24 protein-coding genes are annotated in these 26231 nt (G+C 64.5%); 15 read left to right on the forward strand and 9 right to left on the reverse strand.

Going from position 1 to position 26231, the window contains the following annotated elements; all coding sequences use genetic code 11:
• Window positions 1-25: 25 nt before the first annotated feature.
• The 5 genes from leuD to DSM104443_RS19985 all read right to left on the reverse strand — a co-directional run bounded on the left by leuD (window position 26) and on the right by DSM104443_RS19985 (window position 5024).
• On the reverse strand, window positions 26-637 hold the full coding sequence (leuD, locus tag DSM104443_RS19965) for a 3-isopropylmalate dehydratase small subunit (RefSeq protein WP_171095450.1): 612 nt from the start codon (window positions 635-637) through the stop codon (window positions 26-28).
• Between the two features lie 2 nt (window positions 638-639).
• Complete coding sequence (locus DSM104443_RS19970) at window positions 640-2034, reverse strand: 3-isopropylmalate dehydratase large subunit (RefSeq protein ID WP_171095452.1); 1395 nt, start codon at window positions 2032-2034, stop codon at window positions 640-642.
• Between the two features lie 94 nt (window positions 2035-2128).
• Window positions 2129-3004, reverse strand: coding sequence for an isocitrate lyase/PEP mutase family protein (locus tag DSM104443_RS19975; protein ID WP_212756814.1), 876 nt, complete (start codon window positions 3002-3004; stop codon window positions 2129-2131).
• Entirely contained in the window at window positions 3001-3978 is a 978-nt protein-coding gene (locus DSM104443_RS19980) for a Bug family tripartite tricarboxylate transporter substrate binding protein (protein WP_171095454.1), read from the reverse strand. The genes DSM104443_RS19975 and DSM104443_RS19980 overlap by 4 nt, the downstream gene beginning before the upstream one ends.
• A 119-nt stretch (window positions 3979-4097) precedes the next feature.
• Entirely contained in the window at window positions 4098-5024 is a 927-nt protein-coding gene (locus DSM104443_RS19985; RefSeq protein ID WP_171095456.1) for a LysR family transcriptional regulator, read from the reverse strand.
• 107 nt (window positions 5025-5131) lie between these two features.
• Between DSM104443_RS19985 and DSM104443_RS19990 the strand changes: the two genes are divergently transcribed.
• The 11 genes from DSM104443_RS19990 to DSM104443_RS20040 all read left to right on the forward strand — a co-directional run bounded on the left by DSM104443_RS19990 (window position 5132) and on the right by DSM104443_RS20040 (window position 17289).
• Window positions 5132-6532 (forward strand): MmgE/PrpD family protein, encoded by a 1401-nt coding sequence (locus DSM104443_RS19990; RefSeq protein ID WP_171095458.1) that lies wholly within the window; start codon window positions 5132-5134, stop codon window positions 6530-6532.
• A gap of 23 nt (window positions 6533-6555) precedes the next feature.
• Window positions 6556-7896, forward strand: a complete 1341-nt coding sequence (locus tag DSM104443_RS19995) for an MmgE/PrpD family protein (protein WP_171095460.1) — start codon at window positions 6556-6558, stop codon at window positions 7894-7896.
• Window positions 7897-7943: 47 nt separating this feature from the next.
• Window positions 7944-8756 (forward strand): N-acyl homoserine lactonase family protein, encoded by an 813-nt coding sequence (locus DSM104443_RS20000; RefSeq protein WP_171095462.1) that lies wholly within the window; start codon window positions 7944-7946, stop codon window positions 8754-8756.
• Between the two features lie 42 nt (window positions 8757-8798).
• The gene (locus DSM104443_RS20005) at window positions 8799-9749 is read left to right on the forward strand and encodes a Bug family tripartite tricarboxylate transporter substrate binding protein (protein ID WP_171095464.1); all 951 of its coding nucleotides are present in this window, start codon (window positions 8799-8801) and stop codon (window positions 9747-9749) included.
• Window positions 9750-9952: 203 nt separating this feature from the next.
• The gene (locus tag DSM104443_RS20010) at window positions 9953-10951 is read left to right on the forward strand and encodes an NAD-dependent epimerase/dehydratase family protein (protein WP_171095466.1); all 999 of its coding nucleotides are present in this window, start codon (window positions 9953-9955) and stop codon (window positions 10949-10951) included.
• Window positions 10948-12375, forward strand: coding sequence for an MmgE/PrpD family protein (locus DSM104443_RS20015; protein WP_171095468.1), 1428 nt, complete (start codon window positions 10948-10950; stop codon window positions 12373-12375). The genes DSM104443_RS20010 and DSM104443_RS20015 overlap by 4 nt, the downstream gene beginning before the upstream one ends.
• Window positions 12372-13100 carry an SDR family NAD(P)-dependent oxidoreductase gene (locus DSM104443_RS20020; protein WP_171095470.1) on the forward strand — a complete coding sequence of 243 codons (729 nt, stop codon included), beginning with the start codon at window positions 12372-12374 and terminating at the stop codon, window positions 13098-13100. The genes DSM104443_RS20015 and DSM104443_RS20020 overlap by 4 nt, the downstream gene beginning before the upstream one ends.
• Window positions 13101-13168: 68 nt before the next feature.
• Window positions 13169-14137 (forward strand): Bug family tripartite tricarboxylate transporter substrate binding protein, encoded by a 969-nt coding sequence (locus tag DSM104443_RS20025; RefSeq protein WP_171095473.1) that lies wholly within the window; start codon window positions 13169-13171, stop codon window positions 14135-14137.
• Between the two features lie 16 nt (window positions 14138-14153).
• Window positions 14154-15128: a Bug family tripartite tricarboxylate transporter substrate binding protein gene (locus DSM104443_RS20030; RefSeq protein ID WP_171095475.1), complete on the forward strand. Its 975-nt coding sequence runs from the start codon at window positions 14154-14156 to the stop codon at window positions 15126-15128.
• Entirely contained in the window at window positions 15129-16523 is a 1395-nt protein-coding gene (locus DSM104443_RS20035) for an MmgE/PrpD family protein (RefSeq protein WP_171095477.1), read from the forward strand.
• Window positions 16507-17289, forward strand: coding sequence for an N-acyl homoserine lactonase family protein (locus DSM104443_RS20040; RefSeq protein ID WP_171095479.1), 783 nt, complete (start codon window positions 16507-16509; stop codon window positions 17287-17289). The genes DSM104443_RS20035 and DSM104443_RS20040 overlap by 17 nt, the downstream gene beginning before the upstream one ends.
• 7 nt (window positions 17290-17296) lie before the next feature.
• Here DSM104443_RS20040 and dndC read toward each other — a convergent pair whose 3' ends face one another.
• The 4 genes from dndC to DSM104443_RS20060 all read right to left on the reverse strand — a co-directional run bounded on the left by dndC (window position 17297) and on the right by DSM104443_RS20060 (window position 21316).
• The gene (gene dndC / locus DSM104443_RS20045) at window positions 17297-18313 is read right to left on the reverse strand and encodes a DNA phosphorothioation system sulfurtransferase DndC (protein WP_171095481.1); all 1017 of its coding nucleotides are present in this window, start codon (window positions 18311-18313) and stop codon (window positions 17297-17299) included.
• Window positions 18314-18320: 7 nt separating this feature from the next.
• Window positions 18321-18914: a hypothetical protein gene (locus tag DSM104443_RS20050; RefSeq protein ID WP_171095483.1), complete on the reverse strand. Its 594-nt coding sequence runs from the start codon at window positions 18912-18914 to the stop codon at window positions 18321-18323.
• A 166-nt stretch (window positions 18915-19080) separates the two neighbouring features.
• Window positions 19081-20052 carry a HEPN domain-containing protein gene (locus DSM104443_RS20055; protein WP_171095486.1) on the reverse strand — a complete coding sequence of 324 codons (972 nt, stop codon included), beginning with the start codon at window positions 20050-20052 and terminating at the stop codon, window positions 19081-19083.
• 532 nt (window positions 20053-20584) lie between these two features.
• Complete coding sequence (locus tag DSM104443_RS20060) at window positions 20585-21316, reverse strand: hypothetical protein (protein ID WP_171095488.1); 732 nt, start codon at window positions 21314-21316, stop codon at window positions 20585-20587.
• Window positions 21317-21738: 422 nt separating this feature from the next.
• On the opposite strand from DSM104443_RS20060, the gene DSM104443_RS20065 reads away from it, so the two are divergent.
• From DSM104443_RS20065 to DSM104443_RS20080, 4 genes are read left to right on the forward strand one after another with little or no spacing between them, the layout of a single operon-like run.
• Complete coding sequence (locus DSM104443_RS20065; protein WP_246232374.1) at window positions 21739-22602, forward strand: LysR family transcriptional regulator; 864 nt, start codon at window positions 21739-21741, stop codon at window positions 22600-22602.
• The gene (locus DSM104443_RS20070) at window positions 22599-22985 is read left to right on the forward strand and encodes a hypothetical protein (protein ID WP_171095492.1); all 387 of its coding nucleotides are present in this window, start codon (window positions 22599-22601) and stop codon (window positions 22983-22985) included. Before DSM104443_RS20065 ends, DSM104443_RS20070 begins: the two co-directional genes overlap by 4 nt.
• 51 nt (window positions 22986-23036) lie before the next feature.
• Window positions 23037-25049 carry a C13 family peptidase gene (locus tag DSM104443_RS20075; protein ID WP_171095494.1) on the forward strand — a complete coding sequence of 671 codons (2013 nt, stop codon included), beginning with the start codon at window positions 23037-23039 and terminating at the stop codon, window positions 25047-25049.
• A 9-nt stretch (window positions 25050-25058) separates the two neighbouring features.
• On the forward strand, window positions 25059-26222 hold the full coding sequence (locus tag DSM104443_RS20080; protein ID WP_171095496.1) for a serine hydrolase domain-containing protein: 1164 nt from the start codon (window positions 25059-25061) through the stop codon (window positions 26220-26222).
• Window positions 26223-26231 lie beyond the last annotated feature (9 nt).

Here is a 26231-nt window from a genome sequence, read left to right on the forward strand (position 1 = left end):
GCTTCTCCTCAGGATGTAGTCGGCGTCAGTATGCCCAAGGCCGGCGTTCGCGGTCTTTGGTCCGGAACGCATCGAGCTCGCCCTGGCGGGAGAGCGTCATCGCGATCTCATCCATTCCCTCGAGCAGCATGTGGCGCAGCGTCGGTTGCGCGGTGAAAGCGAACACCGAGCCCTTGGGCGACGTCACCGTCTGCGTCTCGAGATCCACGGTGACCTTGCCCGCGCCCTTGGAGGCTTCCACCTCTTCGACGATCTGCCGGACCTGCTCGATCGGCAGCTCTACCGGAACGATCCCGTTGCGGTAGCAGTTGTTGAAGAAGATGCCGCCGAAGGACGGCGCGATCACCGCGCGGAAGCCGTACTCGCGCAGCGCCCAGGGCGCGCGCTCGCGAGAGGAACCGCAGCCGAAGTTGCGGTCGGCGAGCAGCACCTCGGACTTGTCGTACGGCGGCTGGTTGAGGATGAACTCGGGATTCGGCGATCCATCCGGCATGTAGCGGTGATGGTGGAACAGGTGCTTGCCGTAGCCCTTCGAGTCGGTGCCGCCGAGGAAGAGCGTCGGGATGATCTGGTCCGTGTCGATGTTGATGCGCATCATCGGCGCGGCGACTGCGGTGACCTTGCGGAAGGATTCCATGGTCAGCTCCTCGCGTCCGCGATGCAGCCCGCGATCGCGGAAGCGGCCACCGTCGCCGGGCTCGCGAGGTGCGTGCGCGTCTTCGGGCCTTGCCGGCCCTGGAAGTTGCGGTTGGTCGTGCTGATGGTGCGCAGGTCCGAGAAGCGATTGTCGCCGATGCTGCCGCAAAAGCCGCAGGCCGATTCGTGCCACTCGAAGCCGGCTTCCTTGAAGATGAGGTCCAGCCCCTCGGCCTCGGCGGCACGCTTCACCGGCGTCGAGCCCGGGATGCACACGGCCTGGACGCCGGCTTTCACCTTGTGGCCTTTCAACACCGCCGCGGCCACGCGCAAATCCGAGAGACGCGCGTTGGTGCACGACCCGATGTAGGCCACGTCGATCGGCAGTCCCTTCAACGCCATGCCGGGCGTGAGCTGCATGTACTGCATGGCGCTTTCGGCGAGCGCGCGAGCCTCGCTGTCGGCGGCTTCCGAAAGCTCCGGCACGCGCCCGTCGATGGAAGTCACCTGCTGCGGACTTGTGCCCCACGTGACCTGCGGCACGAGCGTGTCGCAGTCAATCTCCACTTCACGGTCGAACTTCGCGCCCTCGTCGGTGCGAAGCGTCCTCCAGTACGCGGCGGCCTTCTCCCACGCCTCGCCCTTGGGCGAGAACTCCTTGCCCTTGAGGAAGTCGATGGTCGATTCGTCGGGCGGCACGAACCCGTACTTGCTCTGGAACTCGATCGACATGTTGCAGATCGTGAGCCGCCCTTCGATCGGAAGCGCTGTGACGGCCGGCCCGGCGTATTCGGTGGCGAAGCCGATGCCGCCCTGCGCGCCGATCTTGCCGATGAGCGCGAGGATCATGTCCTTCGCGTAGACGCCGGCACCGAGCTTGCCGTTGAAGGTGACGCGCAACTGCTTCGGCTTCGATTGCGCGAGGGCCTGCGTGGCGAGTGCGTGTTCCGCTTCCGACGCACCGATGCCCCATGCGAGCGCGCCGACTCCGCCCACTGTCGACGTATGGCTATCGCAGCACACAAGCGTCGCACCCGGGAACGCGATGCCGAGCTCGGGCGCCACAACGTGCGCGATGCCCTGGCGTGCATCGTCGAAGTCGATGAAGTGGAAGCCCCACTCGCGCGAGGCCTTGCGCGTCGCCTCGATCATGATGGGACCGCTCTTCGACACGGAGTCCGTCGGGCCGCGGCCGGGCTTCGTGGAGATCAGGTGCTCGATCACCGTGAACACCTGGTTCTTGTTCATCGGCTGCCGGCCCGCCTTCGCGAGCGACGTGACCACCTGGCTGCCCGACAGCTCGTGCAGCACCAGGCGATCGACCTGCAGCAGGTCCGCGTCATCGCCCAGCTTGGCGATCACGTGGTCTTCCCACACCTTGTCGAAGAACGTCTTCATGTCTATCCCGTCATTCCCGCGAAGGCGGGAATCCAGTGGGTCCCCGCCTTCGCGGGGACGACGATGAATAAAGGAGTCTGACTCCTTTATTCACCTACTTCACGACGTAACGCTTCTCGAGGTCCTGGTACTTTTTCGCGTTCAGGGCTTCCTGGCGTTCCTTGAACATCATGATCTTGTCCTCGACGCCGACGATCGTGCCTTTGGTGTGCAGGTGTCCGAGCACTTGTTGCATGGCGAGCAGCGAAGCCTGCAGCGCGGCGTTCGCATAGACGATCACGGAGTATCCGGCCGCGGCGAGCTCCTCGCGGGGCAGCAGCGGCGTCTTGCCGCCGATCACCATGTTGCAGATGTGGATGCCCGGCACCGCCTTCGGGATGGCGAGCAGCTCCTCCTTGGTGATGGGCGCCTCGACGAAGAGGAAATCCGCTCCCGCCTCCTGGTAGGCACGCGCGCGGTCGAGCGCGGCTTCGAAGCCTTCGACGGCACGAGCGTCTGTGCGGGCGAGGATCATCATGTCCGGATCGACGCGCGCATCGACGGCGGCCTTCAGCTTCGCGACCATTTCCGACTTCGGGATCACGTCCTTGCCTTCGAAGTGGCCGCAGCGCTTCGGGTAGGTCTGGTCCTCGATCATGATGGCGTTCGCTCCGGCACGCTCGAAGAGCTGCACGGTGCGGCGCGTGTTCAGCGCGTTGCCGAAGCCGGTGTCGGCGTCGGCCAGGATGCAGAGCTCCGTCACGTCGCGCATTGCCGCCACGTGGGCCGCGACTTCCGTCGACGTCGTGAGGCCGATGTCGGGCACGCCGAGGTACGTGTTGGCGATGGCGGCACCACTGGCCATCGTCATCTTGTGGCCGGCGGCCTCGATCATCCGCGCGGCGAGCGCGTTGGCACAGCCCGGCATGATGTGGCCCGCGCCGACCGTCAGGAGGCGGCGCATTTCCTTGTTGAGTTTGCTGGAGCTCATTCGATTTTCACCTTTGCTTTTTCTGCCACGGTTTTCCAGCGCTCGATATCGGAGCGCACGATCTGCATCATCTGTTCGGGCGTGCCACCGACCGCGGTGGATCCCTCCGCCTCGAACTTGTCGGTGACGGCCTTGTGCTTGAGCGCCGCGTTCAGCTCCGCGTTGAGGAAGGCCACGATGTCCGCCGGGATGCCCTTCGGCCCCGCGACGGCCTTCCAGTCCACGACCTTGTAGTCGGGGAATCCAACTTCGGTGAAGGTCGGCACGTCCGGCAGGCTCGGACCGCGCTTCTCGCCCACGACCGCCAGCGCGCGAACGCGGCCCGACTTCACGTACGGCGCACCGAACGTGGCGCTGGAAAGCATGAGGTCGACGGAGTTGCCGAGCAGGTCGTTGAAGGCCTGCGACGAACCTTTGTACGGTACATGGACGAGGTCGATGTTCATCATGAACGCCATCTCCTCCATGCCGAGGTGCGCGATGGAGCCCACGCCCGCCGAGCCGTGCGTGAGCTTGTGCGGGTTCTTCTTCGCGAAATCGATCATGTCCTTGATGGACTTGAGCGGCGAGGCGGTGTTCACCATGAGGAGCAGCGGGTCGCGCGCCACCATCATGATCGGCTGCATGTCGTTGATGGGATCGAAGCCCAGCCTGGGATTCAACGCCGCCTGGATCGGATAGGTGCTCGACATGTTGAGCACCGTGTAGCCGTCGGGCGGCGACTTCATCACGTACTCCGCCCCGATGTTGCCGCCGGCGCCCACGCGGTTCTCGACCACGATCGGGTTGCCGGTCCTCTCGGAGACGCGCTGCGCGAGCATGCGAGCGGTGAGGTCCCCGCCGCCGCCGGCCGCGAAGGGCACGACGAACTTGATCGGCTTGGACGGAAACTTCTCGCGTTGCTGCGCCCACGCGGCGGTGGCGGACGCTGCGCCCAGCGCGAGTGCGGACTTCACGAACGTGCGTCGTTGCATTGGATGATCCTCCGAGTTGCGGTGGTCTTTTCTTTTCAGTATGCAGGATGGATCTGTCGCGCCACCAATACCGTTTTAGTAACGAAGCAATAAAGGGGTCAGACCACTTTATTGCTTCCCTATTTCTTGAGCACCGCGCGGTCCCAGGGCGGGTTCGGCGGCACGACGGTGGCGAGGAAATCCAGGAAGGCGCGAACGCGAGCGGCGAGGTGGCGGTTGGGGAGGTAGACCGCGGAGACGGGCGGCCCGAGCGTCACGAAGTCGGGCATCACGACCTTGAGCTTCCCGGACTTCACCGCATCGACGGCAATGAAAGTCGCCACCGAGACGATGCCCTCGCCCTTCAGCGCGGCGTCCACCAGCGCCTCGGAGTTGTTCACGTTCAACCGTCCCACGAACGTCCTGGCGAATCGCACTCCACGATGCGCGAAGGGCCACTCGCGATGGCGGCCGAGGGACGGGATCCAGTACGTGAGGCAGCGATGGTTCTCGAGGTCCTCGGGCTTCTTCGGCGTGCCGTGCTTCGCGAGGTACGCGGGCGAGGCGCAGGTGACGAAGCGGATGTCGTAGATCTTGCGGGCGATGACGCGCGAATCCGGAACATCCCCGATCCGAACGGCCACATCCAGCCCCTCGTCGGCGAAATCGACGACGCGATCGGACAGGTCCACGTCGAGCGTGAGGTCCGGGTGAGCCTTGAGGAACGCCTGCACCTTGGGCAGTACGACGAGGCGGCCGAAGGCCAGCGGCATCTGGATGCGAAGTCGCCCGCGCAACTGCAGGCGGCCGCGCGTCATCAGCTCTTCGGCTTCCTGGATGTCGTCGAGGATTCGCCGGCAGCGCTCGAGGAATGCCTGGCCGTCATTGGTGAGGGCGACGCTGCGCGTGGTGCGGTTGAAGAGCTTCACGCCGAGGCGCGATTCGAGGCGCGCGATGGCCTTGGAGACGGCCGGCCCGGACATGTCCAGCTGCTGCGCCGTGGCCTTGAAGCTGCCGCTGTCGGCGAGGCGCACGAAGGCGCCGAGGTCCGCGAGGTTGTCGAGCATGGGATTCGTAACCCGGTGTTACCAGTGAACTGAATCCTAGCCCATTTATTTACCACCCGCGCGGTTCCTATCATCGCGGTTCCGCCTCGGCTCCATTCCTATAAAACATGAGCACCACCCTGCCGCCCCTGCAGGAGCACGCCACGCGCGACCTCGCGCGCTTCGGCTCGTCCCTCCAGTTCGACCAGATCCCTCCGGAAGCCGTCCAGCGCATGAAATCCTCCGTGCTGGACAGCCTGGGCTGCTGCCTCTTCGGCGCCACCCTGCCGTGGACGAAGAAAGTCGCGGAGCTGGCCGACCTCGAGGGCGCGAAGCCGGTCGCCTCGCTGATCGGCATGGGCCGCAAGACCTCCGCCGCACTCGCCGCACTCGTGAACGGAACCTCGGGCCACGCCTTCGAGCTGGACGACATCCACAAGGAATCGATCCTCCACGCGGGCACCCTCACGACGCCCGTCGGCATCGCGCTCGCCGAAGAAGCCGGCCGCGGGAGCGGCAAGGACCTCATCACCGCGATGGTCGCGGGCTACGAGATCGCCACGCGCATCGGCAACGGCGCGACGATGGATCTCTTCATGCGTGGCTTCCATCCGCAAGGGACGACGGGCGCCTTCGCGTCCGGTGCCACGGCCGCCCGCATGCTCGGCCTCGATGCGACGCGGTTCCAGCACGCGCTCGGCGTCGCGGGCTCGCTCGGCGCCGGCCTCATGGCGGCCCAGGAGGGCGCAATGGTGAAGCGCCTGCACTGCGGCCACGCATCGCAAGTGGGCGTCTACGCCGCCAAGCTCGCCGCGAAGGATTTCACCGGCATCGTCGACATCGTCGAGGCGCCCTATGGCGGCTTCGTCTCGTCGCACTCCACCAAGCCGAATCCCGCGCGCCTCACCGACGGCCTCGGCACGAAGTGGGAGACGCTGCAGGTCGGCTACAAGCCCCACGCGAGCGTGACCAGCATCCACAGCGCGCTCGATGCGCTGAAGGAAATCATGGTCGAGAACAAGCTCGCGGCCGACGACATCGCGGCCGTGGACACGGGCCTCTCGCCGATGACGTACGTGCACTGCGCCTGGGAGTACAAGGCGCAAGGCGTCACCGCCGCGCAGATGAACCTCTTCTACGGCATGGCCGTGATCGCCTACGACGGTGTGGCCTTCACCTCGCAGTATCAGGAATCGCGATTGAAGGACCCGAAGATCCTGGGTTTCATTGCGAGGCAGAAGGCGTACGTGGACAAGGAGATCGAGGCGATGGGCAAGGATTTCCGCCACGCCTGCCGCGTGAAGGTCACGACGAAGGACGGCCGCACCTTCGAGAAGCTGGCGCTGCATCGCCGTGGCAGTCCGGAGAAGCCGCTCACGCCCGCGGAGATCGTCGACAAGTTCTACAACGTTGTCGCACCTTGCATGGCCCGCGGCGATGCGCAGCGCGTCGTCGAGGTCGTCGATCGCCTCGAAACGCTGCCCGATCTCAAGCCACTGATCGAAGCCATAGCTCAACCCGTCAAATAGATGGGGTCAGACCCCAATTAAATATGAGCACTTACGCAGAGAAACTCGCCACCCGATTCACCGGACTCAAGTACGCCGCGCTGCCCGAGAACACGACGCATGGCGTGAAGCGCCTGCTGCTGGACTACCTCGGCGTGGCCGTCGGCGGCAGCCAGCACGACAGCGGCGAGGCCGCGCGGGCCTTCGCGAAGCACGAAGGCGGCAAGGGGCCGGCGCGGATCATCGGCGACAACGCGAGCGTCTCGATGACCACCGCCGCGTTCGCCAACGCCATCTCCTCGCACTCGCTGGAGCTGGACGACATCGATGTCCTCGCGCTCTTCCACTTCAGCCCGCCCGTCTACTCCTCGGCGCTCGCCGCCGCGGAAGGTTCCAGCGCGAACGGCAAGGACCTCATCGTGGCCCTGGCCGCGGGCTGCGAAATGATGGAACGCGCGAGCCGCGCCGCGAATCCCTCGATGCGCAACCGCGGCTTCCACACCACGCCGAACGCGGGCGTCTTCGGCTCCACGATCGCCGCGGCGAAGATGCTGAAGCTGAACGCCGCGAAGACCGTCTCCGCCCTCGGCATGGCGGGCGCGCAGTCGGCCGGCCTGATGGAGATGTACGGCCCGTCGATGCAGAAGCGCTTCAACCCCGGTCCCGCGGCGCGCAGCGGCATCACCAGCGCGCTGATGGCGAAGCTCGGCTTCACCGGCACGGCGCTCGTCTTCGAGGGCGAACGCGGCTGGCTCAACGCCTACAGCGACCAGCGCAAGCCGCACGCCCTCGACGAAGGCCTGGACGGCGACTACCCGCTCGACATCGAGTTCAAGCCCTACTCGTGCGCGCGCCCCATCCACAACGCGATCGACTGCGCGCTGGAGATCCGCAAGCAACCCGGCTTCGACCCCAAGAAGGTGACCTCGATCGACATCGAGCGCCACGAGGACTGGTCCAAGTACCACCGCAACGCAACGCCGACCACGTACCACGAGGCGCAGGTGTCGCTGCCCTTCTCCGTCGCCGTCGCGATGCTCGAGGGCAAGGCACTGCTGAAGCAGTACTCGGACAAGAACATCCGCAACGCCGACGTAAAGCGCCTTTCGGCCCTCGCGCGGTTCGAGACCGTGCGCCTCCCGCGCGGCGTGTCGGTCCGCATCACCGTCACGCAATCCGACGGGATGATCTACACCTCGCAGGTCGACTATCCCAAGGGCTCGATCCAGAACTCGATGAGCGACGACGAGCTGCGCGTGAAGTTCGACAGCCTCGCCTCGCCGGTGATCGGTGCGAAGAAAGCGACGGCGCTCGCGGACATGGCGATGAACGTGGAGAAGGTCGCCTCGATCTCCGAAATGCTGAAGCTCACGATCGTAAGGTGAAGCTGGATTCCCGCCTTCGCGGGAATGACACGAGTGATGGACGACGAATGACCCTGCCGACGTACGAAGTCCTCGCCCTGAAATACGCCTGGCGCAAAGCCCGGCGGAAGGACCTCTTCATCGGCGGCGACCCGCACGACGCGGACACGACCATGGACTACTTCCTCTGGGTGGTTCGTACGCCCGAGCACACGTTCGTCGTGGACACCGGCTTCAACCAGGACATGGCCGACAAGCGCCACCGCACGCTGCTGCGCACGCCCGTGGAAGCCTTGCAGCTCGTGGGCGTGGACGCGAAGGCCGTTGAGCACGTGATCGTCACGCACTTCCACAACGACCACATCGGCGCCTGGGACTCGTTCCCGAACGCGACTTTCCACCTGCAGGAGAGCGAGATGGACTTCTCGACCGGCCGCTCGATGCGCCACGAGCGCTTCAACCGTGCCGTCGAGCCCGACCACGTGTGCGGCCTCGTGCGGAAGGTCTACGAGAAGAAGGTGACCTTCCACGATGGCGATGGCGAAATCGCACCGGGCCTCTCCGTGCACCGCGTCGGCGGCCACACGAAGGGCATGCAGGCGGTGCGCGTGCACACGAAGCGCGGCTGGATCGTGCTCGCGAGCGACGCCTCGCACTACTACGAGCACTTCGAGAAGCTGCGCGCCTTCCCGCTCGTCTATCACGTCGGCGAAATGATGGAAGGCTTCGGCAAGCTCGTGATGCTCGCCGACACGCCGAGCCACGTCGTACCCGGACACGACCCGCTGGTGATGCAACGCTATCCCGCGCCCACGCAGGCGCTGGAAGGCATCGCCGCGCGTCTTGATGTAGCACCCCACGAAGCGCACGGCAGTGCCTGAACCCACGAGGCGCACACAACAAAAGCATCACGAGGAGAATTCATGAAACGCATCGCAGCCGCAGTCCTCGCCCTCGCCGCCACGGTGGCGAGCGCCGCCTTCCCCGAGAAGCCGATCAAGATGGTCGTGCCCTTCCCGCCCGGAAGCGGCACCGACATCGTCGCGCGCGAGCTCGCCGAAGGCATGGCGCGGGACCTGAAGCAGCCCGTGATCATCGACAACAAGGGCGGCGCGCAGGGAATCATCGGCATGACGACGGCGACCAGCTCGCCCGCCGACGGCTACACGATCGTGATCCTGGGCGTCACGACCGGCGCCTCGAACGTGAGCATGTACCGGAAGCTCCCTTACGACCCGCTGAAGGACCTGACGCCCATCGGCATGATCGCCGACTCGCCGATCGTGCTCATTGGTGGACCCAAGGTCCAGGCGAACACGCTCGAAGAGCTGGTGAAGTACGGCCGCGCCAATCCCGGCAAGCTCACCTACGGCTATGGCTCGGGCAGCGCGCAAGTCGCCGCGGCCCGCGTGGTCTCGCTCGGCAAATTCGAAGCGCTCCCGGTCGCGTACAAAGGCTCGCCGCAAGCGCTGGTCGACGTGATGAGCGGCCAGGTGGACTTCATGTTCGTGGACCTCTCCGTCGCCGTGACGCAGCTCGCCGCCGGCAAGGTGAAGGCGTACGGCGTCTCCACCAAGCAGCGCTTCCCGCAGGCGCCGCAGATTCCGTCCATCCATGAAGCCGGACTTCCGGGGTACGACCTCTCGGTCTGGTTCGGCATGGCGGCTCCCGTGGGCGTGCCGCCGGAGATCGTCGCTCGCCTCTCGCAGGCGCTGAACGCGGCGCTGGCGAGTCCGGAGCTCGCGAAGAAATTCGAAGTGAAGGGGCTCGCGGTGAAGGCGAGCACGCCGGCGGAGTTCGGGGCTTTCATGAAGACCGAGATTGCGAGCTGGGGGACGATGATCAAGGAAGCCGGAATTCCTCCACAGGATTAAGAGCAGGAAGGTTGGAAGGCCCATTTGAAAGGGAAGGATGGGAAGGAAAAGCGGAGGAAGGGAAGGAGATCATTAAATGGGATTGAAGTGCCGTCGCCTCGATCTCAGGCGCCGCAACCATTTCGCTTTCAGAGCTTTCCTTCCCTTCCTCCGCTTTTCCTTCCCTTCCTTCCCCTTAAAACCCAACGTTTGAACTGTCGACCATGAAGATCACGGGAAACAAATTCGTCATCACCGGAGGTGTCAGCCTCATCGGTTCCCACACGGCCGAAAAACTCCTTGAATCCGGCGCCCGCGAAGTCGTGCTCTTCGACAACTACTCCCTCGGCTCCACGGACCTCATCGCGGACCTGATGAAGGACGCGCGCATCAAAGTGGTGAAGGGCGACATCCGCCAAGCCTCGGATCTCTTCGACGCATTCAAGGACACGACCGGTGTGTTCTCCTTCGCCGCGTTCCTCACGCTGCCCCTCGGCCAGAACCCGCCGCTGGGCCTCGAGGTGAACGTGATGGGCCAGCTGAATCTCATGGAGGCCTGCCGCTACGCCGGCGTGAAGAAAGTGGTCTTCTCCTCGTCGACGGCGATCTACGGCGATCCGGGCAAGGAAGAGCTGCGCGAAGACGGCCCGATCAACTTCGCGACGTTCTCGCCCGCGGCCACGCTCTACTCCGCCACCAAGATCATCGGCGAGAACCTGGGGCGCCTCTATCACCAGCGCCACGGCATCGAGTTCGTCGGCATGCGTTATTCCACGGTGTATGGCGAGCGCCAGCACTACCGCGGCGTGAACGCGCTCTACATCATGGAGAACTACGACCGCATCCTGCGCGGGGAGCGTCCGACGATTCCCGACGACGGGCGGGAGGTGCACGACTACATCCATGTCTCCGACGTGGCGGCGGCGAACGTGGCCGCGATGGCGAGCGACGTCTCGGGCGAGAGCTTCAACGTCTGCACCGGCAAGGCGTCCACGCTGAACGAGCTGGTGCGCGTGCTGCTGGAGGCGATGGGCTCGAAGCTCGAGCCCGAATACAGGACGGATCCGAAGGCGTTGCGGGCTTCCACGTCGACGGAGATGCATTTCAGCCGAGCCAAGGCCGAGCGCCTGCTGGGCTGGACCCCGAAGGTGGATCTGGCGGAAGGCGTGCGGCGCCTCGTGGCATGGCGGCGCGCGCAGGACACGAACAGGAGAGCGGCATGACGAACATCGGCGGCAAGGAATGGCAGGCGGTGGCGACGACGAGCCAGGGCACCACGCGGCAGCTGGCCGGCTTCATCGCGAAACTGAAACCCTCGGACGTCCCGGCGCCCGTGAAGAAGATCGTGCGGAAGGCCTTCGTCGACGCGATCGGCTGCGGCCTGCACGGGCTCACGATGCCGTGGGCGCGCACCATCCACGACTTCGCCCATGAGCAGGGCGGCCCGACGGAAGCCACGATGTGGTGCGGCGGCGGCGCAAAAGTCTCGGCGATGAACGCGGCCCTCGCGGCCGGAACCGCCGTGCACTCGTTCGACTTCGACGACCACGCGCGCGCCAAGATCCATCCGGGCGCGGTGGTGATCCCCGCGGCGCTGGCGCTCGGCGAGCGCGAGAACATCAGCGGCGAGCGGCTCATGACGGCCATCGCCGCGGGCTACGAGACGATGATCCGTGTCTCGCTCGCGGCCAACCCCAGCTCCTCGCGCATGCGCGGCTGGCACCTCACGGGCACCACCGGCACCTTCGGCGCCGCGGCCGCCGCGAGCGTGATCCTCGGCCTCGATGCGGAGACCACGGCGAGCGCGCTCGGCATGGCCGGCACGCAGTCGTCGGGCCTGTGGGCGTTCAACAGCGACGGCGCGATGAGCAAGCGGTTCCATCCGGGACGCGCGGCGCAGAGCGGGATCATGGCGGCACTCCTCGCGCAGCGCGGCTACCACGGCCCGCGCTTCATCCTCGAGGCTCCGGATGGCGGCTTCCTGCAGGCGACGTCCGATGAAGTCCGCATCCACGAGATCGCCGACGGCCTCGGCCGCGACTGGCGCACCGAGGGCACGTGCTTCAAGCCGTATGCGTGCTGCGGCAGCAACCATTCGAGCATCGACGCGGCGCTCGCGGTCCTCGCCGAGAACAAGCTGGAAGCGAAGGATGTGAAGCGCGTGCTGATCGGCGTCTCGCGCGTGGTCGAGACGCAGACGGGCTTCGTCTACCGCCCGACCACGGTGCTGAACGCGCAGATGAGCATCCGCTACGACGTGGCCGTGGGTATGCTGGACGGCCAGGCGTACCTCGAGCAGTTCACCGAGGAGCGGATCAAGGAACGTGACGTCGTCGATCTCGCCTCGCGCATCGACGTGCAGGTCGATCAGGAGATGGACGCTGTCTATCCGGAGCTCTACGCCGGCAAGGTGACGGTCGAGACCCGCGACGGCCGCAAGATCGTGAAGCGCGTGGACTACTCGCGCGGCATGCCGGAGAACCCGATGGACGAGGCCGAGGTGCGCCGAAAGTTCATCTCCCTCGCCACCGCGGCGGCGGGGCCGGAGACGGCTCGCGCCATCCTCGCCATCGTGGACGCCACGCCCGAGGCCACGACGGTCCGCTCGCTCGCCACCGCGCTGGGACGGGTGAAGATCATCGGATGAAGCACGCCGCCGTCACGGGCTCGGCTTCGGGCATCGGCCTCGACTGTTGCGGCGACCTGCTGGCCCGCGGCTGGCGCGTGTTCGGCCTCGACCGGGCGCACCAGTCGCATGCGCATCCAAACTTCGTGCCGATTCCGTGCGACGTGTCTTCGTCGGAATCCGTTGCGACCGCCTTCGAGATGATCGGCTCGGCCACGCAGACGCTCGACGCGCTCATCTGCTCCGCAGGCATTCTCCGCACCGGAGCGCTCCTGGGAATGTCGGAAGCGGACTTCGACGCGATCTTCGCCGTGAACACGCGCGGGCCCTGGCTTACGGCGCGCGCCGCGCTGCCGCTGCTCGAGCGCGCCGCGAAGCCCAATGATCCTGCCCGCATCGTGATGGTGGCCTCGGTCTCCGCGATCCGCCCGAAGGTGAACGGCGGTGCCTACGCGGCCTCGAAAGCGGCGCTGGTCCACATCACGAAGGTGCTCTCGGTGGAGCTCGCGTCGAAGGGCATCCTCGTCAACGCAATCGCCCCGGCAACCGTGAATACACCCATGGTGAAGGAAGTGAGCGCCGGCAGCGGATACAAGCTCTCGGGGGTTTCTCCCCTGGGGCGCATGGCGGAGCCTTCGGACTGCACGGCCGTGATCCGTTTCCTGCTCAGCAGCGACGCCAATTACCTGGCGGGCGCGATCCTGCCCATCGATGGCGGGACGTCGGCCGCATTCGACCCTCGATAGCTGGTTCCCCGCCTACGCGGGGATGACGAAGCGCGGGATGACGACGCGCGGAAGATAGGAGAGAAACGATGAACCATGCCTTCAAGACCCTGCTTGCCAGTGCCGTGCTCGCGTTTGCATCGCTGTCGGCGGCCGCGCAGGACTATCCGAACAAGCCGATCAAGCTGGTCGTGGGCTTCCCGCCCGGCGGCTCCAATGACGCGGTCGCGCGCATCATCGCGCCGAAGATGGCCGAGGTGCTGGGCCAACCGGTGGTCATCGAGAACAAGCCCGGCGCCAACGCCACGCTCGGCACGGACTTCGTGGCCAAGAGCGCGCCCGACGGCTACACCATCACGCTGGGCAGTCTCTCGCCGCTGGTGATCAGCCTCGCGACCTACGCCAACATTCCCTACGACACGGCGAAGGATTTCGCGCCCATCAATACCGTTGCCCTGACGCCCGAGGTCCTCGCCGTGCATCCGTCGGTGCCGGCGAAGACGCTGCCGGAGCTGGTGGCGCTCTCGAAGACGAAGCAGGTCTCGCTCTCTTCCGCGGGCAACGGGGGGCTGCCGCACCTGGCCATCGAGCTGCTGAAGAACGAGTCGAAGGGCAACTTCCTCCACGTGCCCTACAAGGGCGCGGGTCCCGCCACCATCGACACGATTGGCGGCCATGTGAACGGCATCATGATGGACGTGCCCGCGGTCTCGACGCAGATCCGGGAAGGCAAGCTGCGAGCGATCGTCGTCACCAACAAGCAGCGCAGTGCCGTGCTGCCGGATACCCCGACCACGGCCGAGCAGGGCCTGCCCTCCGTGGTGGCCGTGAACTGGTTCGGCCTGATGGCACCGAAGGGAACGCCGCCCGCCGTCATCGCGAAGCTGAACGACGCGCTCGTGAAAGCGGTGAACCATCCGCAGGTGATGGAGGAGTTCAAGAAGATCGGCATCGAGGGCTTCCTGCATGCATCCCCCGAGGCCTACGCGAAGTTCCTGCAGGAAGAGATCGTGCGCTGGGGCAAGATCGCGCGCGATGCCGGCGCCAAGGCCGACTGAGCGGAGAATGCCGAACATGACCACTCGTTTCCTTGCCCGCATTGCCGCGAGCCTCGCGCTTGCTGCCTTCTCCAGCGTGGTGCTCGCGCAAGCCTGGCCCAACCGGCCGGTGAAGATGATCATCCCGTTCCCACCGGGCGGGGGCACGGACATCCTCGCGCGTCCCCTGGCGCAGAAACTTTCCGAGAAGTGGGGCCAGCCGGTCGTGATCGACAACCGCGGTGGCGCAGGCGGCACCATCGGCGCCAAGGCCGCGGCCGATGCGCCGGCGGATGGGTACACGCTGCTCTTCGGCCTGCTGGGCGTGAACGCCATCGCGCAGAGCCTGTACGCGAATGCCGGTTTCGATTCGTCGAAAGACTTCTCCGCGATCACGATGGTCGCCAATACGACCAACATCCTGGTCGTGCATCCGTCGGTGCCCGCGAACACGGTGCAGGAGCTGATCGCCTACGCCAAGGCCAATCCCGGGAAGTTGAACTACGCCACGCCCGGCAACGGCACGCCTTCTCACCTCGCCACCGAGATCTTCAACAAGATGGCCGGCGTGCAGATCACGCACGTGCCGTACAAGGGCAGCGGGCCGGCGATGGCCGACATGCTCTCCGGCCAGGTGCAGGTGTGGATCGCCAATGCGCCGCCGATGCTGCCGTATGTGAAGAGCGGGAAGCTTCGCGCGCTCGCCACGACAAGCGCGAAACGGTCCCCGTTCTTGCCGGACATTCCTACCCTCGATGAGTCGGGTTTGAAAGGCTACGAGGCGGACACGTGGTTCGGACTCTTCGCGCCGGTCAAGACTCCGAAGGCGGTGCTCGACAAGATCCATGCGGATGTCGTCGAGGCGCTGCGATCGAAGGAGATCCAGGACGTCTACGCGCAGCAGGGCGCGGAGGTGATCGCGGACAGCTCCGAGTCGTTCACGAAGCGCCTCAACGCCGACATCGCCAAGTGGAAGCAGATCGTGGCGGATCTCAAGCTTCGGGCGGACTGAATGCTGGCTGCCGCCCTCGGTGCTTTCGCCTCGCGCCTCGACATGCCGTCGATGCCGCCGGCCGTCATCGAGGCGGTGAAGGTCCGCGTGCTGGATACACTCGGCGCCGGCCTCGCGGGCGTGCAACTCCACAACCACCATCGCCTGCTGCCGCTGCTCGAGGCGCAGGGCCCGTGCCGCATCTGGGGCGAGGAGCTCACCGGATCCGCGCGCGAGACGGCGCTGGTCAATTCGTTCGCCACCCACTCGACGTACCTCGAGGACGGCTCGCGCTTCACCGGCGGCCATCCCTCCTCCGTCGTGATTCCCGCCGTGCTGGCGGAGGCGGAGATCCGTCATTCGGACGGCCGCGCCGTGATCGCCGCCGTGGCTGCGGGGTATGAAGTGTTCCTGCGCCTCGGTCGCGCGATCTACCCCGAGTGCGTGAACCGCGGGTTCCAGAGCACGGCACTGCTGGGCTCGGTTTCGGCGTCCGCGGCGCTCGCGAATCTGCGTGGGTTTTCTCCCGCAGCCACGGGCCATGCCATCGCGATCGGCGCCAACCTCGGCATCGGCTTCAAGGAGGCGCTGAAGAGCTCCGGCTCGCAGCCCATCCAGGTGGCCCGGAGCTGCGAAGCGGGATTCGTCGCCGCGGCGCTCGCGGGCGCCGGTGATGCGGGCGCCCCGCTCGTCCTCGAGAATGGCTTCCTCAAGGCCTTCGGCGGAATAAAGGGGTCAGACCCTTTTATCGCAATAAAGGGGTCTGACCCCTTTATTGGAGAGATCCTGGAAGGCCTGGGGACGGAGTTCCGCATCGACGAGACGTATCTCAAGCGCCACGCGGGCTGCCGCGGGAACCACGCACCCCTCGATGCAACGATCGATCTCATCGTGAAGGAAGGCGTCGTGCCGGAGCAGGTGAAGCAAGTGCGCGTGTTCGTCGACACCGTGACGCGCGCCGCGGCGATCGAGGAGCCGGCCGATGGCGAGCAGGCGCAGTTCAGCATCGGGTTCTCGGTGGCGCTCGCGTTCATCGAGCGTAATGCGTCGATCTTCCACTACACCACGGCACGGCTCTCCGACCCGCATGTGAAGTGGATGATGGAGCGCATCACCGTGGGCGTGGATCCGTCGCTCGACGTGCGCTATCCGGATGAGCGGGGCGCGCGGGTCGAGATCGAGCTTACCGACGGGCGCGTTCTCAATCACTCCGTCTCCAACGCGCGCGGCGAACCGGAATGGCCGCTCTCCGGCGTGGAGGTCGAGGAGAAATTCCTCGCGCTCGCCACGCCGCGCCTGGGAGACGCCGCCCGCACCGTGCGCGACCTCACGCAGAATCTAGACGACATGAAAGACATCCGCGAGCTCACGCAGCTCCTCGTTCCCGCGAAAGGACGACATGCTGCCCGTGCATGAGCTCTACGCCATCCGCTATGCCACGCGCGAGGCCCGGCGCAGCGCCAACTTCCTCGGCGGCGATCCGCACGATGCGCCCATGCCGATGGATTACTTCCTGTGGGTCGCACGCTCCCCGGAGCGCACGATCGTGATCGACACCGGCTTCACGCGCGAGGTCGCGGCGCAACGCAAACGCACGTACCTTCGCGAGCCGATCGAGGGCCTGAAGCTGCTGGGCATGGATCCAGAGAAGATCGAGGACGTGATCGTCACTCACTTCCACTACGACCACGTGGGCGGCTATCGGTGGTTCCCGAACGCCCGCTTCCACGTGCAGGACGACGAGATGCGCTACGCGACGGGCCGCCACATGTGCCACACGCGCTTCAACCACGGCTACGACGTAGCGGACGTCGAGGGCATGATCCGCCTCGTCTTCCAGGGGCGCGTGCAGTTCACGGAGGGCTCGGCCGATCCGTTCCCCGGCATCAGCATCCACCGCATCGGCGGCCACACGGCGGGAATGCAGTGCGTGCGCGTTAATACTCGGCGCGGCTGGGTCGTTCTCGCCTCGGACACCAGCCACTACTACGAGCACTTCGAGGAGGGGCGAGTGTTCGGCACGGTCTTCAACGTGAGCGAGGCGCTCGAGGGCTACGACACCCTTCGCTCACTCGCCTCGTCGCCACAGCACATCATCCCGGGCCACGATCCCTTAGTGATGCAGCGATATCCGACCGTAGTTCCTGAATTTATTGTTCGCCTTGATCAACCGCCGGGTTAGCCAGAGTCTAGCTACGTTCAAGCGCCCAAAGACTCTCGATCGCTCGAAGTTCACTGCGAAGAATCAGCTTCATTCCGGACTTCTCCTCGGCCAGCATCAATCTGCGCAGTATTAGCTTTCTGGCAGCCATCGTTAGCGGTCCTAGACCAACCGCTCCATTCCGCCTCTTGCTCCACCGATTTTTCGGATCATCGCGCATCAGGGCAAGCCAATCCCTAAACTCCAGCAGCGGCTGCATTGCGGTCGTACCGCTCTCGACAAGATTGATCATCGCGGCATCCTTGCGCACAACGGTACACGTCCAGCATCCGAATCGCCCGGCACCGCATGGTGCACCGCGTTGATCGCGAACTACCGGACATTCGCCACTTGTACCTCGGTAGAGAGACGCCAATGTAGTCGCGTCAATACTTCTTGGAGCGGCATCAGGCGAAACGGTGTCCCATACGTCCACTAGTGAATAGCTACGAATAGGACTGTAGATCAGCGTATCGGTACCGCCGGCCTGACGTAGGAATGGTGTTCTGGGCACCAAATGCTTGTCCATTGCCTTGTCACGGGCGTCGCTTTCACCATACCGAACGCCCAGCAAGACAAGTGAGCTCGATCCGCCAATAGCCCTCACAACGCTCTGAACAGGGTCAATTCGCAGGCGATTGGTACACCAACGAAACTTGCTCGTCGGTGGTGGATATCCGCGCCCTATCACCTTCACAAAGTAGCGATCGCTGAGGCGCGGTTGCACACATCGGGTCTCTATTGGCAGATCCACGTCCCGCACTTCGCGAGATAGATTTCTTAGCGTCTTTCTTACAAAGTCTCGAATGACGGGGATTTCCACTCCTGTGTCGCAGTAAACAACAGTCACAGGCTTTTCAAGCGGCCTATTCAACTCGAGCAGCGCGTTGAATACGAGTTTCAGCACGGCAGTAGAGTCTTTTCCTCCGCTAAATCCCAAGATCCAACGCCGATCGCTTGACCGATATAGTGATTGAATCTCTGCTATCGCCTTCGAATCGCGCACGGAGGTTCTATCCCGCTAGCGCACGAAGTCGTTCAGCTAGGGCCGCTGAGTGAATGACTCGGATCACTTCAACTTGCTCACTGCCCAGTCGCTTATGCCTGGACAGCGCCAGCGCCCCGAACATCTGACTAAGGATGCACAGGCTTAGAAAAATTACGGCTGCAAAAAAATATTCCTGCGTATGAAACCAGAGGTATCCGACCAGATACGCAACCACGCCAAATGCGCTAACTACAAATAGGTCGGCGCACGAGCTAAGTGAGAGTCCGTTCTCATAGATCTCATTCGTCTTGGACTTCAGTGACTCGTCGTTGTCTACGAAGTGGTAGAAAACTGGCATGACACGACTCGGATCCATATCGCGAACAGCACGACCAAATGCTGTTTCAAGGAAGGGTTGCGTGAGTCCGTCGCGCAGATTCGCCTGGATTTCGTACACGTACCATCCGAAAATGAGATCGCGTAGACGCAGGAGCCGATAGATGTATCCGACAACGAACACTCCCGCAGTTCCCGCCAGTGCTGCGATGTCTACCGCAAGAAGCGAGTCCAGCGACAATTCGCCTCTGACCAGCGGCATGAACGTGAGATAGAGAAGCACCCCTGGAACAACGAGACGGTACCGCCTGAGAGTGAGCCTTGTCATTCCCCCTCCACCTAATCAATGTCGGCTTCGTTTGTACCGCTACGCGCGACTTTACAACTGCGCGCCATTGGCGCCGAATTGCTCTACGTTTTCCGCGTCCCAAGACGCGTCAAAAGGCGAACTATTCGCCAAATCCTTTTTCGGCGAGTCTCCAGTCACACGTCTGCGACAACCAGTAGGATCGCAACTCGGATGAGGATAGATCCGTATCCTCCAATGACCACCCAAGGATCGCGCAGATCAATCGCTCCAGGAGCCACTCGATATGGTGTCCCGCGGCGACCAGTGCATGGAAGCGACTTGGTGACATTGCAGACCCGTGCGCGATCGCATTTCGAATGTCGTAGAGGGACTTGACACCTTTGCGTCCAACGAGCGGCCAAAGGTCTTCCATTTCGAACGGCACTGCCTCCTGGAGCAAGCGATATTGCTCGCGTCTAGAAATGGACTGCGCCTTGCCAAGCTGAACCATCAACTGAGCACCTACTTCGGCGGTCAACGATCCGTCGTCAACCCATCCGTCGAATACCGCCTTCACCCGCTCCGTGGCTTGCTTGCGCAAAGGCCGATCAACCGAGAATCGCTCGCTGGACCTCTTTGCCGTTATCTCGTTGACTAGTCCTTCAAATGCGGAGAACAGCGAAACAAGCTTTCGTTCGACCGAGTGTCTCCGAGCATTCTCGAGTGCATAGAAGGCGCTACGCATATGGAGCAGGTACGTCGACGCGCGGAGCGGGACGATACAAGCATTCAAGAACCGCTCAAAGTCCCCCAACTCGACCATTCCGCCATTCACTATCGTTTCATGGCGCTGCTCACCTGCGGGTAGTCGTAGCTGCCGGCGAAAGTAATGGACCCGATTACGCCGGTCCGACGCTATCCATCCCGCGCACCTGGTGGGGATACGCGACGCAAAGCCAGCGAGCAGCAAGAGGTCCTCCAACACGGGAAGCGACTCACTCTCAAGGACCTTGGTACCAGCAGCTGGCGTGGCAGTGGAAACCCTGGCGACCAGGTAGCTCTTTGATCGCATGACGCGATGATCGGTGCTAGCGTCCCAATCGTAGAGATGACGAAAGCTGATCGTGCCCAATGAAGGAACTCGTACTCGGATCACGTCTCTTGTCTCGGACTTACAACCACCTCCAGGCGACGGATTGAACCGCACCGTAGGTTCCAACATCCTGTTCGGCGTAAGAACGAAGTGAACTGAGGTTCGCCCAGTAGGACTCTCCGTCGAAAGTTGACGAATGAGCTCCAAGTTCCCCACTAAACCTTTGGCGAAGCATGGGCGCACCCGCTCAAGGCCCTTGGCTCCGGTTCGGTGAATATGGATTTCGCTCATACGAACCTGCCAGTTGGCCTTCGCGCGGCGACGCGGGGCTGGATGTTCAAATATGCCGAATCCCGTCAATGGAACATTTCGACCTCTCCAACTGAACTCGGCCTTTAGTTCGCCGGAGTCCCAAGGAGGCAATACCAGATTGCATTGGACGTTCGATTGCACCACGGCTCCGATGGTCAATCGCCCGCTCTCAGCGATTACCCACGGCTCAAATTCATGCGTCATAGCCACCGCCACAACAGCGACATCATCGAGATGCGGGAAATTGGGTCGAAGCCACTCATTTCAGATCGGGGATATCGACAATTCGCGCTAGAAGCCAGTCGGCGAGTTCCGTGGGGACTAAGTACTGCATCGCGGTTCCGTTCCATCGCCCGATGCCTTCGTCGTGCAAGAGACCCATGCTGACCAACTCTGCGCATACCAACAGCAGCACTTCTCGCGAACGGCCTGGGAGCTTGTCAGTGAGAAGTTCGGGGGGCATTTTTGCCGGACCCACTTCCCCTTCCTTGAGCGCAATGGTGCGCAGTCCCACGAACGCTCCATCACATACTCGGGCAGACGTGGCCGCAACCAAGACCTCGATATGGGGCAGATCGAGACTGGACAGAAGGCGCATCGCCAGCTCAGTTTCTTCCCAATCGGGGGCGGCGGCGATCTGATGGGCAACGAGTCCTGCAAACATCGCTCGTTTCGATTCCGATCGTGTTCGTTCGACGTGTTCGAACACATTCCTCATCACATCGAGAAAAGCAGGGGAGTTCAAGTCGAGTGCCGAATTTGCCTCAACGCACTCCAAACGGCCATGCAGCTCCACGATGAAGTGCTCGATTCGGGCGCGAAAAATTGCGGCTGCTCGACCGTCTAAGAGGGCGTCAAGTGCCGGACCGAGATGCGGTAAGAGGTGAAGGCTCGCCCGCAGTGTTGGACGGTCGGAGTATTCCTCTGCTAGAGCGTCTATGGCATTAACGACTGCAGATGCAGTGGCGAGTTTTTCTTTTAGGCTTGCCATGGCGCCCCTCTAAGGCTGTTTGCACCGGATTACCACGTAGCTCGACAGGCAGAAATTCGCTTGAGTCGCTTGGCTTCCTGCAAGCGATTCCGCTCTTCGTAGCGTATCCCAAGGGATCAACGCCTGCCCGGCAGTTGCCCGCGCCTCGCGAGTCACCAGACGATTGCGGCCCGACACATCGTTGTTGCCGCGAAGCGGGCTGCGAATCGCATGGCCTCCCTCCTGTCGGTGGCTGCCGGCCGCTCGGGTGTCGGCCTTCGATCAGCCTCCATCCTGCTCCGGGGCCTTCCGGGGGTCCATTCGATTTTTAGGCTCTTGTGTTAACCTTTGGTTTACACATGAATGCCGCCTCCAAGCGAAACCTGCACCGGCTGAGGCTCTCACAGCTCCAGCTCGTATGCCTGCTTTCGGAAACAGGCAGCATGCGCACCGCCTCCGAGCGGCTGCACCTTTCGGCACCCGCGCTCTCCAAAAGCCTCCGTGAAGTCGAGTCGATGGCGGGCGCGTCGTTGTTCGAGCGCAGCGCCCAGGGCATGAAGCCCACGGCATCCGGCGAGGCCTTCATCCGGCACGCGCGCGGCATCCTGCAGCGAGTCCCCGCACTGGGCGAAACGGCGAACGCGCAAGGCATCGGCGTTCGCACGACGTTCCGCCTCGGCACCGCACCCTTCATCGCGTGGAAGATGTTGCCGCCCGCGCTGCTGGAGATGGCGGGCCACGCCGACCTGCCGCGCTTCCACCTGGTGGAGAGCCGCATCGTGCCGCTCGCCGAGCAACTCGTGAACGGCGAGCTCGATGCCGTGCTCACGCTCTTCACCCCCGAAGCCATCGAAGTCTTCGGCAACACGGCACTGGCCCTCGAGCAGGTGCGATCGGAGCGGCTCTTCGTCGTGACGGCGAAGGGCGATCGCGATGCGGGCCGGGGAGCCACGTGGAAGAAGCTCGCGAATCGCGAGTGGATCCTGCCGCCCGCCAGCTACACCGCACGCATCCTCGTGCAGCGCGCCTATCTCGCCGCCGGGTTGCTGCCGCCCGAGCCGCACATCGAATCCATCGACATCCCCGCGATGCTGGCGCTCGTGAAGGCCGGCCTGGGGATCACGCCCGCGTTCGAATCCACGGTGCGCGAAGACCTCGCCGCCGGGACGCTGCGCCGCGTGCGCATGGAAGAAGAGTTGCCCGCCGTGCCGATCGGCCTTGCGTATCGAAAGGCCGCGTCGGATGCCTCGACCATCACCGCACTCCGAGACGCCCTGAAGCACACCTCCAAAGGAGAAAAACCATGATCACCGCCCGCCGCTCGATCCGGCACCTGCGCCGTGCCGCGAAGCCCGTGACCTCCGGACGCATCCGCACGCCGCAGCGCACGGCCGTCCTCGCCGCGGAGCTGCGCGGCGCGCTCATGGCGACCCTCGGTGCCGGTCGCGCCGGCTCGGGCCCGACTTCGCAGCGCCTGCTCCAGGCGAAGCTGATGATGGTGCTGCAGCGGGTGCACAGCCGCGAGGGCCTCACCCTGCCGCCGACCGGCCCGCATGCACAGATGCGCGCGGCCATCGAGGCACGGCGCCTGCGCGACGCGTTGCAGCTCGCGATGCGCGGTGGGCACATCCCGATGTCGCCCGCCCTCCTGGCCCTGCAGCACGCGATCGAGGACCTCGCCAAGCCGTAACCGCGGCGAAGCAAATCCGCGGCGTGCAGCGGGTAACATGCGGGCGTCCCAATGCAACCGCAGGCCCGCGCCATGAAGCAGTCCTACACGTATTCGATCGCGCCGAAGCAATTCGCGACGGCCGCCGTCATCAACAGCCGCACTGCGTCACCCCGGCCGTACAGGATCGGTTCCTTCCTGGGCTCGGTGCTGATGTTCGGCGGGCTCGGCGTCCTCGCCCAGATGGGATTGTCGGGGCGGACCGTCCCGTCCCTCGTGGTGTTGTGGGCCGTGGCCGCGGCGATCGCGGGCTTCTTCGCGATGAACGTATCCACGCTGGCGGGTTACCGGCGCGCGATCTCCCGCAGCGCGTATCTCGCATCCCCGCGCACGATGGACATCGAGCCCGAGGGTTTGCGGTTCACGTCGGAAGACACGCAGTCGCTGCATCGCTGGGACCGGATCGCGAGCGCGCGCATCGCGCACGACACCGTGCACCTGAGCCTCGATTCCGTGACGTTCGTCCCGATACCGATCGCGGCATTCGAGTCGCCGGCGGAAGCCGATGAGTTCGTGGCGATGGTCAACGCGCGCGTGAAGGAAGCGGCCGTCGCGGCAGGGCCCGGTCTCGTCACGGCAGAATCCAGTCTCGCTGTCACGAGCTCCGATGCAGCCCCGGTGGAATCCCCCGTGCCGGCAGCCGACGTGCCGCCGACCCGCATGCGCCAGGCAGGAAGCATGGTCGTCGATGCGCTGCGCCTCACGTTCTTCCTGCGGCCACGCGATGGCCGGCCGCCGGGAAGCTGGAAGGCCGCGTTCCTCCTCACCGTGATCGGCGTGCTGATCCCGACGGCGTTCGGTTTCATCCTCGCGGGGCTCGACGGCGAGTGGAACGGCTGGGCACTGGCCAGCGCCCTCATGCACGTGCCGCTGCTGTTGCTGGCAGCGATCGCCGCCGCGCTCGCCATCGGCCGCACCTCCGAAGTGCCGCGGCTCTTCGTGGCCGGATTGCTGATCGAGATCGTGCTCGACGTCCTGCAGTACCTGGCGTTCATGCTCACGGGCCCCAGCGAAAGCCTTTACCTGCCGATGCTCTACGGCATCGTCGGTCCCTGGATGATCCTGGCGGTCGCCGTCTTCGCGGCGCGCCAGGTGGAGCCCAGCCTGCGCCGGTTCGGCGCGCTCGCATCCTGCTTCGTGATCCTGATGCCGCTGTCCTCGGCTTACCGCGACCGCGTGCTGTGGACGGAGAAGCACGATTCCGCGGACACCACCGCGGCCCGGGATCGCGTCACGCCGGCCACCGAGGCGGTCTTCTACAAGCAGCCCGGCCTGCTCACGCAATCGCTCGAGGCCATTCACCCCGGCAAGAAGGGCGTGATCGACGTCTTCTTCGTGGCGTTCGGCGGCTACGGCAGCCAGGACGTGTTCCGCCGCGAGGTCGACGCGACGACGAAGCTGATGGCCGAGCGCTTCGGCGCCGAGGGTCACTCGATCCGCCTCATCAACAACCGCTCGACGCTCAACGACCTGCCCATCGCCAGCAAGACCAGCCTGCGCGCGGCGCTGAATCGCATTGCGAGCGTGATGGACAAGGACGAGGACGTCCTCGTGCTCTTCATGACCTCGCATGGCTCCGAGCAGCACCGGTTCTCGTTGCAGCTCTGGCCGCTGAATTTCGAGGAGGTCGATCCCGCGGCACTGCGTACGCTGCTCGACGAATCCGGCATTCGCAACCGGGTGGTGATCGTCTCGGCCTGCTATTCGGGCGGGTTCGTGAAGCCGCTCGAGGACCCGGACACGCTGGTCGTCACGGCCGCCGCGGCGGACAAGACCTCCTTCGGCTGCAGCAACGAGGCGGAGTGGACGTACTTCGGCAAGGCGTACTTCGACGACGGCCTGCGCAACACCCGTTCGTTCACGAAAGCCTTCGAGATCGCGCAGCCGCTGATCGTCGAGCGCGAGGCGAAGGTGCGCGCGGAGAAATCCGATCCGCAGATGTCCGTGGGTGCGAACATCGCGCCGCGCCTTGCGGCGTTGGAAGCACAGCTCGAGGGCAAGGCAACGCCCGCGCCCAAGCAGTAGGATGCGGCGATGAAGTCTTTCCTCCTCGCGTTGTTCCTGGGTACCGCAACCGCCGCGCTCGCGGACCTGCCGATTCCCCGCGCAGCGAGCCCCGATGAGGTTGGAATGTCTTCCGCGAAGCTCGCGGAGATGGAAGCGGCCACGCGGGAGCACATCAAGACCGGGGTTCCCGCCGGCGCCGTGATTCTCATCGCGCGCAAAGGCAAGGTGGCGTACTTCTCCGCGTTGGGTGAGCGCGACCGCGCGGAGCACAAGCCGATGCGCACCGACTCACCCTTCCGCATTTACTCGATGACGAAGCCGATCGTGAGCGTGGCGATCCTGATGCTGGCCGAGGAAGGAAAGCTCTCCCTCAAGGACCCCGTCTCACGCTACATCGCCGGCTTCGATCCCGCGATGACGATCGAGCACCTGCTCACGCACACTTCGGGACTCACCTATCCCGCGCCGGGCGACACGCCGTTCGCGAAGGCGTGGAACAGCGCCGGGATCCTCAATCGCGACGTCGAGAATTCCGAGCAGGCCGCGCGCATCGCGAAGCTGCCGCTCAAGTTCTCGCCGGGCACGCGCTGGGAGTACGGCGTTTCCATCGACGTGCTGGGCCGCGTACTCGAAGTGATCGAGAAGCAGCCACTGGGCAACGTACTCGAGCAACGCCTCTTCCGCCCGCTCGGAATGGAGGACACCGGCTTCTTCCTCGTGCCCGGAGTCGCCGCACGCGCCGCGCAGCCGTGGAAGCGCCCCGATGGGCCCGTGCCGCCGAGCTTCGCGATCGCGCAGCGTCCCGCTTTCGAATCCGGTGGCCATGGGCTGGTGAGCACGACGGAGGATTACCTGCGCTTCTGCCTCATGCTGCTGAACGGCGGCGAGTGGAAGGGCAAGCGCTATCTCACGCGGAAGACCGTGGACCTCATGACCGCCAACCACGTGGGCGAGATGCTCAACCGTCCGGGCTTCGGGTTCGGCTACGGCTTCGAGGTGCGTGCCGCGGACGGCGCCTACGGATGGGGCGGCTACGCGGGCACGTACTTCTGGATCGATCCGAAGGAAGAGCTCATCGCCATCTACATGGTGCAGGTCGCCGACGTGGATCGCACGCCGCTCCGCAAGCAGTTCCGGGAGCAGGTCGAGGCGGCGATGAGCGTGCGCGACGAGCGCGCGACGATTCGGTAGAATTTCCCG

The organism is Usitatibacter rugosus (assembly GCF_013003965.1).
Taxonomy (GTDB): Bacteria; Pseudomonadota; Gammaproteobacteria; order Burkholderiales; family Usitatibacteraceae; genus Usitatibacter; species Usitatibacter rugosus.

What these genes read in the sequence shown, in the direction of transcription:
- leuD (WP_171095450.1), bottom strand. Translation starts at nt 637, where the DNA reads ATGGAATCCTTCCGCAAGGTCACCGCAGTCGCCGCGCCGATGATGCGC.
- DSM104443_RS19970 (WP_171095452.1), bottom strand. Translation starts at nt 2,034, where the DNA reads ATGAAGACGTTCTTCGACAAGGTGTGGGAAGACCACGTGATCGCCAAG.
- DSM104443_RS19975 (WP_212756814.1), bottom strand. Translation starts at nt 3,004, where the DNA reads ATGAGCTCCAGCAAACTCAACAAGGAAATGCGCCGCCTCCTGACGGTC.
- DSM104443_RS19980 (WP_171095454.1), bottom strand. Translation starts at nt 3,978, where the DNA reads ATGCAACGACGCACGTTCGTGAAGTCCGCACTCGCGCTGGGCGCAGCG.
- DSM104443_RS19985 (WP_171095456.1), bottom strand. Translation starts at nt 5,024, where the DNA reads ATGCTCGACAACCTCGCGGACCTCGGCGCCTTCGTGCGCCTCGCCGAC.
- DSM104443_RS19990 (WP_171095458.1), top strand. Translation starts at nt 5,132, where the DNA reads ATGAGCACCACCCTGCCGCCCCTGCAGGAGCACGCCACGCGCGACCTC.
- DSM104443_RS19995 (WP_171095460.1), top strand. Translation starts at nt 6,556, where the DNA reads ATGAGCACTTACGCAGAGAAACTCGCCACCCGATTCACCGGACTCAAG.
- DSM104443_RS20000 (WP_171095462.1), top strand. Translation starts at nt 7,944, where the DNA reads ATGACCCTGCCGACGTACGAAGTCCTCGCCCTGAAATACGCCTGGCGC.
- DSM104443_RS20005 (WP_171095464.1), top strand. Translation starts at nt 8,799, where the DNA reads ATGAAACGCATCGCAGCCGCAGTCCTCGCCCTCGCCGCCACGGTGGCG.
- DSM104443_RS20010 (WP_171095466.1), top strand. Translation starts at nt 9,953, where the DNA reads ATGAAGATCACGGGAAACAAATTCGTCATCACCGGAGGTGTCAGCCTC.
- DSM104443_RS20015 (WP_171095468.1), top strand. Translation starts at nt 10,948, where the DNA reads ATGACGAACATCGGCGGCAAGGAATGGCAGGCGGTGGCGACGACGAGC.
- DSM104443_RS20020 (WP_171095470.1), top strand. Translation starts at nt 12,372, where the DNA reads ATGAAGCACGCCGCCGTCACGGGCTCGGCTTCGGGCATCGGCCTCGAC.
- DSM104443_RS20025 (WP_171095473.1), top strand. Translation starts at nt 13,169, where the DNA reads ATGAACCATGCCTTCAAGACCCTGCTTGCCAGTGCCGTGCTCGCGTTT.
- DSM104443_RS20030 (WP_171095475.1), top strand. Translation starts at nt 14,154, where the DNA reads ATGACCACTCGTTTCCTTGCCCGCATTGCCGCGAGCCTCGCGCTTGCT.
- DSM104443_RS20035 (WP_171095477.1), top strand. Translation starts at nt 15,129, where the DNA reads ATGCTGGCTGCCGCCCTCGGTGCTTTCGCCTCGCGCCTCGACATGCCG.
- DSM104443_RS20040 (WP_171095479.1), top strand. Translation starts at nt 16,507, where the DNA reads ATGCTGCCCGTGCATGAGCTCTACGCCATCCGCTATGCCACGCGCGAG.
- DSM104443_RS20060 (WP_171095488.1), bottom strand. Translation starts at nt 21,316, where the DNA reads ATGGCAAGCCTAAAAGAAAAACTCGCCACTGCATCTGCAGTCGTTAAT.
- DSM104443_RS20065 (WP_246232374.1), top strand. Translation starts at nt 21,739, where the DNA reads ATGCGCACCGCCTCCGAGCGGCTGCACCTTTCGGCACCCGCGCTCTCC.
- DSM104443_RS20070 (WP_171095492.1), top strand. Translation starts at nt 22,599, where the DNA reads ATGATCACCGCCCGCCGCTCGATCCGGCACCTGCGCCGTGCCGCGAAG.
- DSM104443_RS20075 (WP_171095494.1), top strand. Translation starts at nt 23,037, where the DNA reads ATGCAACCGCAGGCCCGCGCCATGAAGCAGTCCTACACGTATTCGATC.
- DSM104443_RS20080 (WP_171095496.1), top strand. Translation starts at nt 25,059, where the DNA reads ATGAAGTCTTTCCTCCTCGCGTTGTTCCTGGGTACCGCAACCGCCGCG.